This window comes from Rhodococcus sp. 14C212, assembly GCF_011058195.1.
Taxonomy (GTDB): Bacteria; Actinomycetota; Actinomycetes; order Mycobacteriales; family Mycobacteriaceae; genus Rhodococcus; species Rhodococcus aetherivorans.
On the sequence record NZ_JAALEH010000019.1, the window covers coordinates 39,905 to 52,359 of the forward strand.

The window sequence follows — 12,455 nt, forward strand, 5'->3', positions numbered from 1 at the left end:
CGCCGCAGGGCGCACCCCGGTTCGCCGGGGCTTGGGGACGCCCGCCCGCCGGGCCTGAGGAGGTTGACGGAATGAGTGTTGTCGAGTCGCGGAGCCGCGCTCGGAGGCTGGGAACAGCCGCGATCTCGGCGGCGGTACTCGCGCTGCCGCTGTTCACGGGCGCCTCGTTCGCCTCGGCCGACCCGGTGGCCGACACCCTGCAGCCCATCACGGCCGTCACGTCCGAGAACGGGTCGTACATCACCAAGATCGAGAACTACGGAGAGCAGCAGCTGCTCGTCTGGGTCTACTCGGCGTCCATGGACGAGGAGATCCTGCTGGACGTGTGGCGTCCGGCCGACACCAGCAAGCCCGCGCCGACGCTGTACCTGCTCAACGGTGCCGGCGGCGGCGAGGACATGGCCACCTGGCGGGGTCGCACCGATGCGATCGAGTTCTTCAAGGACAAGCACGTCAACGTTGTTTCGCCCGTCGGCGGCATGTTCAGCTACTACACCGACTGGAAGAACCCCGATCCCAAGCTCGGCGTGAACAAGTGGGAGACCTTCCTGACCAAGGAGATCCCGCCGCTGGTCGACGGTGCGCTCGGCACCACCGGCGTCAACGCGATCGCGGGCATCTCCACCTCGGGCACCTCGGTGTTCCAGCTGCCTCTCGCCGCGCCGGGACTGTACCGGGGTGTCGCCGCCTACAGCGGCTGCGCGCAGACGTCCGACCCGATCGGCCAGCAGTTCGTCAAGACCACGGTCGAGACGTGGGGCAGCGGCGACACCGAGAACATGTGGGGACCGACGAACGACCCGACGTGGGCGGAGAAGGATCCCTACGTCAACGCCGAGAAGTTGCGCGGGCTCGAGATGTACATCTCCAACGGCAGCGGTCTGCCCGGTCCGTACGACACGCTGACCGGACCGGAGATCGACGGGGACGCCGGAGTCCTGGCGAACCAGATCGTCGTCGGTGGCGTCATCGAGGCAGCCACCAACTACTGCACCCACAACCTGAAGAACCGGCTCGATACGCTCGGTATCCCCGCCACCTACAACTTCCGCGAGACCGGAACCCACTCGTGGGGCTACTGGCAGGACGACCTGAAGGACTCCTGGCCGGTGCTGCAGCGGGCCCTCGGGGTCTGACACCCGGCCCTCGGGCCGCACCGTGAGCATGCGAACGGCCCCTCCCGCCGGGAGGGGCCGTTCGCATGCCCGGGATCTACACGGGTGTCAGCCGGCAGGCGGCGCCGTGCAGGGTGCGGGCACGGTCTCGGGGTACTGCGGATCGAGAGCCGACTTCACCAGGTGCAGCGACTCCGGAAGTTCCAGGAGGGCGAGGTGATCGGCCGGGCTGGTCGGGCACACGTCCTCGACCCACACGTTGTGCACCACACTGTCCGCGCGCGGTTGCAGGAACGCATTCTCCGGCGGTGTGGCCACCGTGTCCTGGCGGGTGGCGATCGATGTGTAGTCGATCCCCGGCAGGGTCTCGGTTCCGGAGTTGAGCCGGGCCAGCACGCGCGAGCCGATCAGCTGCTGACGACCGGCGATACCGAACACCATGTGCGCGACGCGCTCGGTGGCCCATTCCTGGTTGCCCAGCCCCAGGCGGGCGAACAGGGAATACAGCTGCTGCAGCCCGTTGAAGGTGGTGCCGTGGTTGGTCGCCCCCAGCATCACCAGCTTCTCGACCTCGTTGCGGGCTGGGTCCGCCGGGTCCGCGCCGCCCTCGAACCGCAGGTACTGACGGGAGACCGGTCCACCCTGCGAGTGGCCCACGAGATCGACCCGGTCGGCCCCGGTGTGAGCGCGCACCGCATCGACGAACTCGCCGAGCTGCTTCGCGGATTCCTCGATGCTCCCGACGCCCCAGATCATGAGGTCGGGGTCGACGAGCGAGCGGATGCCCCCGTAGTTCAGGGCGTAGACGCAGTAGCCGAGGTCGGCGAGCTGTGGGGCCGCCACGGCCCACGAGCTGGTCATGTCCATTCTCGTTCCGTGCACGAGAACCACCGGCCGGGGATGTTCGGGGGAGGGCACGCAGTCGAGGCTGTTCGCCCCCGCGGGGCTCGGCCCCATCGATTCGAGCAGCGCCGGCAACGAGGCGGCCTCGGTGGTGTCCGCGGCGGCCGTGGGCAGCGCCGGCCCGGCGGCGGTCAGGGCGGCGGCCATCACCGCGACGGTGATCCGGCGGGCATACTTCATCGGCATTCCTCCGAGGGGGCCGCACTGCGGTGACAGTGCCGTGGCTGCAGCAGCCGTTGTGCGGCCGCGGGTCGGCGGACAGGATAACAGCCGGGGACGGCCGTTCGGGGTCGCCGAGGTCAGCCCTCCTCGGCTGCGCGCCGGTAGCCGCGGATCGCCGGCACCGTGAAGACCGCGATCATGAGGGCCGACCACATCAGCGTCTTGATCAGCGGTTCCGCGAGCGGACCGCCCATCGCCAGGGCCTTCATCGTGTCGATCGCGCACGACATGGGCTGGTTCTCCACGACCGGCTGCAGCCACCTCGGATAGGCCATCACCGGCACGAACCCGGAGTTGAAGAACATCAGCAGGGTGCATGCGATCGACACCAGCTCCACGAGGGGCAGCTTGCTCGACATGGTGGCCAGGACCGTCACCATCAGGGCGAACCCGATGCCGAAGAGAACGGGGATGACCAGGATCGCGAGTCCGGCGACGAGACCCTGGGTGAAGCGGAAGCCCAGGCCGACACCGGCCGCCAGGATGATGAGGGTCGTGGCGAGCACACGGACGGCCTCGGCGAACATGCGGCCCAGCAGCCCGGCCGCCCGGTGGATCGGCAGGGTGTAGAAGCGGCCGAGCAGGCCGCTCTGCCGCTCCGTGCGCAGGCCGACGGCGCTGACCACCGACCCGAACATGGCGCCGACCAGGATGATCATGGGGACCGTGCCGTAGATCGCGGGCTGTCCGGTGGCGGCGGTGACCGTGTTGCCCAGGACGACCCGGAACATCAGCAGGGTGAGCGCCGGGTAGACCAGTGCCTGGATCATCGTTGCGGGGTCCCGCGCCCAGCGCAGCAGCAGCCGCTGGCACTGGATGCGGCTGTGCTCCCACAGGGCGCCCCACGAGCGCTCCGGACGAGCGTGCTCGGCCGGCGGGAAGGTGAAAGCGGCGCCGTTCGCGTCGACGGGACGGATGTCGGGAGGTCCGTTCATCGGCCGCTCACCCCCGCCTCGTGCTGGCCCACACGGCGAGCGGGGCGAACACCAGCGCGAGACCCGCGCACCAGGCCACGGTGGGGAACAGGACCGACCATGTGACGCCGCCTTCGGCCATGTCCTGCATGGCGAACGAGAACTGCGAGATCGGCTGGTTGCGCACGAACGGCCGGATCCATTCGGGGAAGCCTTCCTCCGGGACGAAGCCGCACGAGAGCATGCCGAGGATCAGCTGCGGCAGCGTCAGGGCCTGCGCAGTGGCCTCGGGACTCTTCGACAGCGTGCCGATCGCGTCGGCGCCCAGCGACAGGACCAGGCTGATGGCCAGTGCGGTGACGCAGAACAGGACCGCCTGTGCGAACCCCGCCGAGAACCGGAAGCCGATGGCGTAGCCGAACAGGAGTGCCCCCGCCAGGGACACGACGGACCGCAGCATCGCGCTCGACATTCGCGAGATCAGCGGGACCGCGCTGAACACGGGCATGGTCTGCAACCGCGTCGTCAGTCCCGTCATCGCCTCCCCCGACGACAGCTGCGCCGCGGAGATGGCCGTGAACGCCATCGCCTGCAGGACGATGATCGGCATCAGGTACTGCGCGTAGTCGATGCCCTGCAGCGACATCACGAACTTCAGCGGCAGGTAGAAGCCCAGGCCGAACACCACCGGGGTGATCGCGGCGACGACGAGTTCGCCGTACCGCGCCATGGTGCGGACCGTGCGCATCGTGAGCGCGCTCCACTGGTTGAGCACCGTCGGGTCGGCCCGCCGGTGCGAACCCACCCGCTTCTCCGGCAGCGAAATGTTCGCGTCGTGCCGCACCCGCTGGGCGCTGATGCTCTTCGTGTGGACGGTCATGCGGGCTCTCCCGTCGTCGCGGACGTCGTGTCGGCGCCGGCCGAGTGCCCGGTCAGGCTGAGGAACACATCGTCGAGGGAGGGCCGGCGCAGGCCGATGTCGGCCAGCTCGATCCGGGTGGGGGCGAGCCTGCGCAGCGCCTCGGCGAGCGTCGCCGGGCCGTGCGGAGCCGGAATCGAGACGCGGTCGTTGCTGCCCGCGGTGGCCAGTTCGGCGCGCACGTCGGGTGGGACGAGGTTGCCGAGGGCGTGCACCACCCACGGCAGCGCGTTCGGGTCGACCGGGACGATCTCGCAGTAGCTGCCTCCGGTGGAGGCCTTCAGCTCGTTGGCGGTCCCCTCCGCCACCACGGTGCCCCGGTCGATGACGATGATGTTGTCGCTGAGCAGGTCGGCCTCCTCGAGGTACTGCGTCGTCAGCAGTACCGTGATGCCCTGCTTCTTGAGCGCACCCACCAGCGACCAGACGCCCTGCCGGCTGCGTGGATCGAGACCGGTGGTCGGCTCGTCGAGGAAGACGACCTCGGGGCGCACGACGAGCCCGCATGCGATGTCGACGCGCCGGCGCATGCCGCCGGAGTAGTGCCGCACCGCCCGCTTACCGGCGTCGACCAGATCGAACTCGCGGAGCAGCTCGTCGGCGCGCTGGCGCGCGGCCGCGCGGTCGAGGCCCATCAGACGGCCGAACAGGATCAGGTTCTCCCGGCCGGACAGGGTCTCGTCGAGAGCGGCGTACTGCCCGGTCATCATGATCGAGCGGCGCACGGCGGCGGGGTCGCCGACCACGTCGTGCCCGGCGATCACCGCGCGCCCGCCGGTGGGGCGCAGCAGCGTGGACAGGATCTTCACCGTCGTCGTCTTACCGGCGCCGTTGGGCCCGAGAATGCCGAGGACCGAGCCTCGTGGGGCGGAGAAGGTGATGCCCTTGAGGGCATGGACGTCCCCGAACGACTTGTGCAGGTCGTCGACGAGGACCGCTTCGTCGTGGTATCTCAGCATCACTCTCCGCCGTGGAACTCTCGGTCGGCCGCTTGCGGACCCGTCGACGAGTAGATCCCGCCGTCACGCCGCGATGTTACCGGCCGGTGCCTGCGGCCCCGGCCTTCCGCGAGTGCCGGGACGTGCGTCCGTCAGCTCCAGACGCCGATCTCGTCGAGGTGCCGGACCAGCCGGCCGGCCCCGTCGGTGAAGTGCCGGCGGGTCTCCCGGCCTGCGGAATCGCCGTCGCCGCGGCGCAGCGCGTCCACGAGACGCTTGTGCGACGCCACCGCGGCGGCACCCCAGTCGGGGTCGGACGAGTAGAAGTGCACCGGCGTGTAGCGCGTGGCGTTGAGCAGGAACCACGACAACTTGCGCGCGCCGGTCGTGCGGTTGAGCGTGCGGTGGAAGGCGAACTCGAGGTCCTCGATCCGCGCCCCGTCCCCGCTGCGCACCGCTTCGGCCAGGCGTTCGTTGAGGTCCGCCAGCTCGGCCACGGTGTCCGGGGTGATCACCGCGGCCGCCCGTCGCGCGAGCTCCTCGGCGATCTGCCCCTGCAACCAGAACAGGTCGTCGATGTCGCCCCGGCTCAACGGAGCCACGACATAGCCCCGGTGCGGAACGAGCTCCACGAGTCCTTCGCCGCGCAGTGTGAGCAAAGCCTCACGTACCGGGGTGACGCTCACGCCGAGCTCGGCTGCGGTCTCGTCCAGCCGGATGAAGTCGCCGGGCCGGACCCCACCCGACATGATGAGATTGCGGACGTGCACCGCCACGTCGTCGGACAGCTGGGGCCTGCGGCGCAGCGGCCGGGACCCGGGCGACCGGGACTGGGCAGAGGATGTCATTCGGCACTCCTTCAGGCCCGCGTTCCGGGCGCGGGTCGCTTCCGTGCGACGGATTATTCCGCACCGGTCGTGCGCCGTGGGGGAGGGGCGCGGGATGCGCGTGCGCTGCAGACCCCGGTATCCGCCGTTATGGTCGGACCGGTGAGTTTCGAAACGTCACGACGTCGTTTTCTCGGAACCATGATGGGTGGTGCCGTCGGACTCGGCCTGATGCAGCCTGCGCGCGCGGGCGCCCGGCCCGCGGCTCGACTGCCCGATCCGGGAACCGTCCCGGCCACCGATCCGGCCCTGCTGAGTGCGGTCGAAGCGGCGAGTCTGCTGCAGGCCGGCCTGCTGCACCCGCGCGAACTCCTCGACGCGTGCCTGAGCCGCAGCCGGGCCCACGACGGCGGTGTCGGGGCGTGGATCCACCTCTACCCGGAGCTGGCGTACGCCGCGGCCGACGCGGCGGCCGACCGGCTCACCGCAGCCGGCCGGGCCTCGGGAACGCCGATCCCACCGGTGTGCGGGCTGCCGATCGCGCTCAAGGACCTCTTCGCGGTGGGTGGGCTCCCGCTCACCGCGTCGAGCAACGTGCTGCGGGACAACGTGGCCGCCGGGGATTCGGGGGTGTGGCGCCGGCTGCAGGAGGCCGGGGCGGTCCTGCTCGGTCACGTGCACACCGACGAGTTCGCGATCGGCGTGGTCACCCCGCAGGTGGCCAACCCGTGGAACCCGCAGTATTCCCCGGGCGGCTCGTCGGGCGGCAGCGCCGCCGCGGTGGCGGCCCGGTTCGTCCCCCTGTCGGTCGGCAGCGACACCGGCGGCTCGCTGCGGCTGCCGGCCAGTTCGTGCGGGGTCTCGGCGATCAAGCCCACGTACGGGCGGATCACCTCGCACGGGATGATCCCGCTCACCTGGACCCGGGACCACCCCGGCCCCATCGGGCACAGCCTCGCCGATGCCTCGCTGCTGCTGAGTGTCCTCGCCGGCGCGGAGGCGGACGATCCCGTGACGGCCGCCGGCCCGGGCGTGCCCGAGGGCGGCTACCCGCTGGTGCCGGCCGCCGGGGCCGCACCGCTCGCGGGCGTCCGCATCGGTCTGCCGCACGGCGCGACCGACCGCCTGGCCCCGGAGCTGCGGCTCCTGTTCGACGAGTTCCTCGCGACGGCGGGTGCGCTGGGTGCCGAGACCGTACCGGTGTCGATGCCCCGCCCACCGGATTCGCTCCTGGCCGGCGACACGGCGGAGATGGGGGCCTACCACCGTCAGTTCGTGGACCGGCTCGGCGACTACCGCATCGATCTCGCGCCGCTCGTGAGCGCGGCGGTGGCGTCCCTCGCGCTGCCGGTGGCCGACTACTTCGGGCTCGAGCGCGACCGGCTGCGCTACCAGCACCAGTACAACGCCATGTTCCGCGACCACGATCTCGACGTGATCGCGTTGCCGGGCGCGCTCGACGACGGCTGTCCCCGCGACGCGTTCGCGGGCCTCAGCGTGCTGTCCGGGGTGGCCGGCGACGTCCAGTGGGCCAATTACACCGGCGCCCCTGCTGTTTCGTTCCCGGTCGGCCGCTCGGCGGTGACCGGGCTGCCGTTCGGTGCCCAGCTGGGCGCGCTGCCGTGGCACGAGACCGAGTTGATCTCGGTGGGGCTGGCCCTGCAGGAGGCGTTGCCGGTGTGGCGCGACGTGCCGCCCGTGGCGCCGGCGCCACGCGAGCTGCCGGTGGTCACGCCGGCGGCGCCGGGGCCGGGTCCCGATCCGACCAACACGCTCGGGGCGGCGGCGCCCGTGCGGACGCCCGCGACCCTGTCGACCGGAGGGTTGTGACGGCCGTCCTGCCGACGCGAAGTTGAGAATGCCGGGGCGGTCCTGCATACTGGTCGGGTTGCCTTGACCGGGTCACGGTTTTCCGCGGCTCGGAACGAGATCGAGTGACAGTCGCGGATCGAGCCTGACGGCCTGGTCGCGGCCACATGCAAGACGGAAGCAGTACCTCCCTGTACCCGTACGGGTACATCCGGCAGGTCGATCCGTGGTGTCGAGCGTTGGTTCGACGCCGCGGAGCGAGCAGTAGGGCGACACGCCCGACCGCGTGTGCCGGAGAACAATGACAGATGAACAGCGGCATGCGGATCGGGTGCGCCCGGTCACGAAGTGTGAAGAGTGCTGTTCGCCGTCGCCGTTCGGGCGGAACTGTGCAGACGAGGTGGTTCCCGACTCGTTCGGGTGCTACGAAACGCGGCAAGAAAAGGACACTAAGCGTGGCGGGACAAAAGATCCGCATCAGGCTCAAGGCCTATGACCATGAGGCGATCGACGCATCTGCGCGCAAGATCGTCGAGACGGTGACCCGCACGGGCGCCCGCGTGGTCGGCCCGGTGCCGTTGCCCACCGAAAAGAACGTGTACTGCGTCATCCGCTCGCCGCACAAGTACAAGGACTCGCGCGAGCACTTCGAGATGCGGACTCACAAGCGGCTGATCGACATCCTCGACCCGACGCCCAAGACCGTCGACGCGCTCATGCGCATCGACCTCCCGGCGAGCGTCGACGTCAACATTCAGTGACTTTCGAGACCAGCGAGCTTGTAGAAGACGCAGCGGAGACAACACATGACTAACCAGATCAAGGGAATCCTGGGCACCAAGCTCGGCATGACCCAGGTCTTCGACGAGAACAACCGGGTCGTTCCGGTCACCGTCGTCAAGGCCGGACCGAACGTGGTCACCCAGATCCGCACCGAGGAGCGCGACGGCTACAGCGCCGTGCAGCTCGCCTACGGTGCGATCGACCCGCGCAAGGTCACCAAGCCGGTCGCCGGCCAGTTCGCCAAGGCGGGTGTCACCCCTCGTCGCCACATCGTCGAGCTTCGCGTCGACGACACCGAGGGCTTCGAGATCGGCCAGGAGCTGACCGCCGAGGTCTTCGAGGACGGCGCCTTCGTCGACGTCACCGGCACCTCCAAGGGCAAGGGCTTCGCCGGCACCATGAAGCGCCACGGCTTCGCCGGCCAGGGCGCCTCGCACGGTGCGCAGGCTGTGCACCGTCGTCCGGGCTCCATCGGTGGCTGCGCCACCCCGGGCCGCGTGTTCAAGGGAACCCGCATGTCCGGGCGTATGGGTAGCGACCGCATCACGACGCAGAACCTCTCGGTCCACAAGGTGGACGCCGAGAACGGCCTGCTGCTGATCAAGGGTGCGATCCCGGGCCGCAAGGGCGGCATCGTGATCGTCAAGACCGCAGTGAAGGGTGGTGCACGGGCATGACCAGCACCGAAACCGCAACCAAGCTGACGCTCGACGTCAAGGCCCCCGGCGGCCAGACCAACGGCACCGTCGATCTCCCCGCCGAGATCTTCGACGCCCCCGCGAACATCGCGCTGCTCCACCAGGTGGTCGTCGCGCAGCTCGCCGCAGCTCGCCAGGGCACGCACTCCACCAAGACCCGCGGCGAGGTCCGCGGCGGTGGCAGGAAGCCGTACCGCCAGAAGGGCACCGGCCGCGCCCGCCAGGGTTCGACCCGCGCCCCGCAGTTCGCCGGCGGTGGCACCGTGCACGGCCCGCAGCCGCGCGACTACAGCCAGCGCACCCCCAAGAAGATGAAGGCCGCCGCCCTCCGCGGTGCCCTCTCCGACCGGGCCCGCAACGAGCGCATCCACGTGATCACCGAGCTCGTGGCCGGACAGACGCCGTCGACCAAGGGCGCGCGCACCTTCCTCGCGGAGCTGACCGAGCGCAGGAATCTGCTCCTCGTCGTCGGCCGTCAGGATCTCGCGGCCTGGAAGAGCGTGCAGAACCTGCAGAACGTGCACGCGATCGCTCCGGACCAGCTGAACACCTACGACGTGCTCTACAGCGACGACGTCGTGTTCAGCGTCGAGGCGCTCGACACGTTCATCCACGGGCCGGCCGAGTCCGCCCAGGCAGAGAAGGAGGAGGGCAAGTGAGCACGATCGCGGATCCGCGCGACATCCTGCTGGCTCCGGTCGTCTCCGAAAAGTCCTACGGACTGATGGAGGAGGGCACCTACACCTTCCTGGTGCACCCGGACTCGAACAAGACGCAGATCAAGATTGCCGTCGAGAAGGTCTTCGGCGTCAAGGTGACCAGCGTCAACACCGCCAACCGTCAGGGCAAGCGCAAGCGGACCCGGTTCGGTTACGGCAAGCGCAAGGACACCAAGCGCGCGCTCGTGACCCTGTCGGCCGACAGCAAGCCCATCGAGATCTTCGGAGGGCCGGTCGCGTAGGCGGCCGGGTCTCGAGAGATAGAGGACGAGAAGACTCATGGCAATTCGTAAGTACAAGCCGACAACCCCGGGTCGGCGCGGCGCGAGTGTCTCGGACTTCGCCGAGATCACCCGCTCGACGCCCGAGAAGTCGCTGGTTCGCCCGCTGCACGGCCGCGGTGGTCGCAACGCGCACGGCCGCATCACCACCCGCCACAAGGGTGGCGGACACAAGCGTGCCTACCGCCTGATCGACTTCCGCCGCAACGACAAGGACGGTGTCCCGGCCAAGGTCGCTCACATCGAGTACGACCCCAACCGCACCGCTCGCATCGCCCTGCTGCACTACGTGGACGGCGAGAAGCGCTACATCATCGCCCCCAAGGGCCTGGTGCAGGGCGCCCCGGTCGAGTCCGGCCCGCAGGCCGACATCAAGCCCGGCAACAACCTGCCGCTGCGCAACATCCCGACCGGTACCACCATCCACGCGGTGGAACTGCGTCCGGGCGGCGGCGCCAAGATGGCCCGCTCCGCCGGCGCCAGCATTCAGCTGCTCGGTAAGGAAGGCACCTACGCCACCCTGCGTATGCCCTCCGGTGAGATCCGTCGCGTCGACGTGCGCTGCCGCGCCACCGTCGGCGAGGTCGGCAACGCCGAGCAGTCGAACATCAACTGGGGCAAGGCCGGCCGCATGCGCTGGAAGGGCAAGCGCCCGACCGTCCGTGGTGTGGTCATGAACCCGGTCGACCACCCGCACGGCGGTGGTGAGGGCAAGACCTCCGGTGGTCGCCACCCGGTCAGCCCGTGGGGCAAGCCCGAGGGCCGCACCCGCAAGAACAAGGCGTCCGACAAGCTCATCGTCCGTCGTCGCCGTACCGGCAAGAAGCGCTAGTCAAGGAGGGAGTTAGAGAATGCCACGCAGCCTCAAGAAGGGCCCGTTTGTCGACGACCACCTCCTGGCGAAGGTCGATACGCAGAACGAAAAGGGCACCAAGCAGGTCATCAAGACCTGGTCGCGCCGTTCCACCATTCTGCCCGACTTCATCGGTCACACGTTCGCCGTCCACGACGGTCGCAAGCACGTGCCGGTGTTCGTCTCGGACTCGATGGTCGGCCACAAGCTCGGCGAGTTCGCGCCGACCCGTACGTTCAAGGGCCACATCAAGGACGACCGGAAGAGCAAGCGTCGATGAGCACTGAAACCACCAACAACAGCGCTCGGGCTGTTGCGCGCCACGTGCGCGTGACCCCGATGAAGGCGCGTCGCGTCGTCGACATCGTCCGGGGCAAGTCCGTGGACGAGGCTCTGTCGATCCTGAAGTTCGCGCCGCAGGCCGCGGCCGAGCCGGTCGCCAAGGTGATCGCGAGCGCCGCCGCGAACGCGCAGAACAACCTCGACCTCGACCCGAGCACGCTTGTCGTCGCGACGGCGTACGTCGACGAGGGCGCGACCCTCAAGCGGTTCCAGCCGCGCGCCCAGGGCCGTGCATTCCGCATCCGCAAGCGGACGAGCCACATCACCGTGATCGTCGAGAGCAAGGCGCCTGCGTCTGCTGGAAACCGTAACCGCCGGAAGGGAGCTCAGTAGTGGGCCAGAAGATCAACCCGCACGGCTTCCGTCTGGGCATCACCACCGACTGGAAGTCGCGCTGGTACGCCGACAAGCAGTACTCGGAGTACGTGAAGGAAGACGTCGCGATCCGCAAGTTCCTGGCCACCGGCCTCGAGCGGGCCGGCATCGCCAAGGTCGAGATCGAGCGCACTCGCGACCGTGTGCGTGTGGACATCCACACCGCGCGTCCGGGCATCGTCATCGGCCGCCGCGGCGCCGAGGCCGATCGCATCCGCGCCGAGCTCGAGAAGCTGACCGGCAAGCAGGTTCAGCTGAACATTCTCGAGGTCAAGAACGCCGAGTCCGAGGCTCAGCTGGTGGCGCAGGGCGTCGCCGAGCAGCTCTCGAACCGCGTCGCGTTCCGTCGCGCCATGCGCAAGGCCATCCAGTCGGCCATGCGCCAGCCCAACGTCAAGGGCATCCGGGTGCAGTGCTCCGGCCGTCTCGGTGGCGCCGAGATGTCCCGCTCGGAGTTCTACCGCGAGGGTCGGGTTCCGCTGCACACGCTGCGCGCGGACATCGACTACGGCCTGTACGAGGCGAAGACCACCTTCGGTCGCATCGGCGTGAAGGTCTGGATCTACAAGGGCGACATCGTCGGTGGCCGTCGTGAGCTGGCCGCTGCGGCCGCCGCCCCGGCCGACCGCCCCCGTCGCGAGCGTCCGAGCCGTCCCCGTCGCTCGGGTGCCTCGGGCACCACCGCGACGAGCACCGACGCCGGCCGCGCCGCCTCCGCCGATGCACCCGCTCCGACCGAGAATCAGGAGGGCTGACG

Annotated in this window: 15 protein-coding genes; 10 read left to right on the forward strand and 5 right to left on the reverse strand. The window is 69.5% G+C overall.

The window, feature by feature from the left end; genetic code table 11:
- Positions 1-107 precede the first annotated feature (107 nt).
- Positions 108-1,136, forward strand: a complete 1,029-nt coding sequence (locus G6038_RS11295; RefSeq protein ID WP_165037771.1) for an alpha/beta hydrolase family protein — start codon at positions 108-110, stop codon at positions 1,134-1,136.
- Positions 1,137-1,223: 87 nt separating this feature from the next.
- Here the strand turns inward: G6038_RS11295 and G6038_RS11300 are convergent, their stop codons facing one another.
- The 5 genes from G6038_RS11300 to G6038_RS11320 all read right to left on the reverse strand — a co-directional run bounded on the left by G6038_RS11300 (position 1,224) and on the right by G6038_RS11320 (position 5,859).
- Positions 1,224-2,198, reverse strand: coding sequence for an alpha/beta fold hydrolase (locus G6038_RS11300; RefSeq protein WP_165037742.1), 975 nt, complete (start codon positions 2,196-2,198; stop codon positions 1,224-1,226).
- 119 nt (positions 2,199-2,317) lie between these two features.
- Entirely contained in the window at positions 2,318-3,175 is an 858-nt protein-coding gene (locus tag G6038_RS11305; RefSeq protein ID WP_165037743.1) for an ABC transporter permease, read from the reverse strand.
- 7 nt (positions 3,176-3,182) lie between these two features.
- Positions 3,183-4,034: an ABC transporter permease gene (locus tag G6038_RS11310; RefSeq protein ID WP_050035539.1), complete on the reverse strand. Its 852-nt coding sequence runs from the start codon at positions 4,032-4,034 to the stop codon at positions 3,183-3,185.
- Positions 4,031-5,032, reverse strand: coding sequence for a daunorubicin resistance protein DrrA family ABC transporter ATP-binding protein (locus G6038_RS11315; RefSeq protein ID WP_006947144.1), 1,002 nt, complete (start codon positions 5,030-5,032; stop codon positions 4,031-4,033). Before G6038_RS11315 ends, G6038_RS11310 begins: the two co-directional genes overlap by 4 nt.
- 131 nt (positions 5,033-5,163) lie before the next feature.
- The gene (locus G6038_RS11320; RefSeq protein ID WP_165037744.1) at positions 5,164-5,859 is read right to left on the reverse strand and encodes a GntR family transcriptional regulator; all 696 of its coding nucleotides are present in this window, start codon (positions 5,857-5,859) and stop codon (positions 5,164-5,166) included.
- Positions 5,860-5,988: 129 nt separating this feature from the next.
- Here G6038_RS11320 and G6038_RS11325 point away from each other — a divergent pair, with 129 nt between their 5' ends.
- The 9 genes from G6038_RS11325 (at position 5,989) to rpsC (ending at position 12,453) form a co-directional block, all read left to right on the forward strand.
- Positions 5,989-7,668: an amidase gene (locus G6038_RS11325; RefSeq protein WP_206024578.1), complete on the forward strand. Its 1,680-nt coding sequence runs from the start codon at positions 5,989-5,991 to the stop codon at positions 7,666-7,668.
- Positions 7,669-8,102: 434 nt separating this feature from the next.
- Positions 8,103-8,408 (forward strand): 30S ribosomal protein S10, encoded by a 306-nt coding sequence (gene rpsJ, locus G6038_RS11330; protein ID WP_003938093.1) that lies wholly within the window; start codon positions 8,103-8,105, stop codon positions 8,406-8,408.
- A gap of 45 nt (positions 8,409-8,453) precedes the next feature.
- Positions 8,454-9,107, forward strand: coding sequence for a 50S ribosomal protein L3 (gene rplC / locus G6038_RS11335; protein ID WP_165037745.1), 654 nt, complete (start codon positions 8,454-8,456; stop codon positions 9,105-9,107).
- Positions 9,104-9,787, forward strand: a complete 684-nt coding sequence (rplD, locus tag G6038_RS11340; RefSeq protein WP_165037746.1) for a 50S ribosomal protein L4 — start codon at positions 9,104-9,106, stop codon at positions 9,785-9,787. The genes rplC and rplD overlap by 4 nt, the downstream gene beginning before the upstream one ends.
- Positions 9,784-10,089, forward strand: coding sequence for a 50S ribosomal protein L23 (gene rplW, locus G6038_RS11345; protein ID WP_165037747.1), 306 nt, complete (start codon positions 9,784-9,786; stop codon positions 10,087-10,089). Before rplD ends, rplW begins: the two co-directional genes overlap by 4 nt.
- 37 nt (positions 10,090-10,126) lie before the next feature.
- Positions 10,127-10,960, forward strand: a complete 834-nt coding sequence (rplB, locus tag G6038_RS11350) for a 50S ribosomal protein L2 (protein WP_165037748.1) — start codon at positions 10,127-10,129, stop codon at positions 10,958-10,960.
- A gap of 19 nt (positions 10,961-10,979) precedes the next feature.
- The gene (rpsS, locus tag G6038_RS11355; protein WP_100058165.1) at positions 10,980-11,261 is read left to right on the forward strand and encodes a 30S ribosomal protein S19; all 282 of its coding nucleotides are present in this window, start codon (positions 10,980-10,982) and stop codon (positions 11,259-11,261) included.
- Positions 11,258-11,656: a 50S ribosomal protein L22 gene (gene rplV / locus G6038_RS11360; protein ID WP_100058166.1), complete on the forward strand. Its 399-nt coding sequence runs from the start codon at positions 11,258-11,260 to the stop codon at positions 11,654-11,656. The genes rpsS and rplV overlap by 4 nt, the downstream gene beginning before the upstream one ends.
- Positions 11,656-12,453 carry a 30S ribosomal protein S3 gene (gene rpsC / locus G6038_RS11365; RefSeq protein WP_165037749.1) on the forward strand — a complete coding sequence of 266 codons (798 nt, stop codon included), beginning with the start codon at positions 11,656-11,658 and terminating at the stop codon, positions 12,451-12,453. The genes rplV and rpsC overlap by 1 nt, the downstream gene beginning before the upstream one ends.
- Positions 12,454-12,455: the final 2 nt, after the last annotated feature.

What these genes read in the sequence shown, in the direction of transcription:
- G6038_RS11315 (WP_006947144.1), bottom strand. Translation starts at nt 5,032, where the DNA reads ATGCTGAGATACCACGACGAAGCGGTCCTCGTCGACGACCTGCACAAG.
- G6038_RS11300 (WP_165037742.1), bottom strand. Translation starts at nt 2,198, where the DNA reads ATGAAGTATGCCCGCCGGATCACCGTCGCGGTGATGGCCGCCGCCCTG.
- G6038_RS11325 (WP_206024578.1), top strand. Translation starts at nt 5,989, where the DNA reads ATGGTCGGACCGGTGAGTTTCGAAACGTCACGACGTCGTTTTCTCGGA.
- rplB (WP_165037748.1), top strand. Translation starts at nt 10,127, where the DNA reads ATGGCAATTCGTAAGTACAAGCCGACAACCCCGGGTCGGCGCGGCGCG.
- G6038_RS11310 (WP_050035539.1), bottom strand. Translation starts at nt 4,034, where the DNA reads ATGACCGTCCACACGAAGAGCATCAGCGCCCAGCGGGTGCGGCACGAC.
- rplD (WP_165037746.1), top strand. Translation starts at nt 9,104, where the DNA reads ATGACCAGCACCGAAACCGCAACCAAGCTGACGCTCGACGTCAAGGCC.
- rpsS (WP_100058165.1), top strand. Translation starts at nt 10,980, where the DNA reads ATGCCACGCAGCCTCAAGAAGGGCCCGTTTGTCGACGACCACCTCCTG.
- G6038_RS11320 (WP_165037744.1), bottom strand. Translation starts at nt 5,859, where the DNA reads ATGACATCCTCTGCCCAGTCCCGGTCGCCCGGGTCCCGGCCGCTGCGC.
- rplC (WP_165037745.1), top strand. Translation starts at nt 8,454, where the DNA reads ATGACTAACCAGATCAAGGGAATCCTGGGCACCAAGCTCGGCATGACC.
- rplV (WP_100058166.1), top strand. Translation starts at nt 11,258, where the DNA reads ATGAGCACTGAAACCACCAACAACAGCGCTCGGGCTGTTGCGCGCCAC.
- G6038_RS11305 (WP_165037743.1), bottom strand. Translation starts at nt 3,175, where the DNA reads ATGAACGGACCTCCCGACATCCGTCCCGTCGACGCGAACGGCGCCGCT.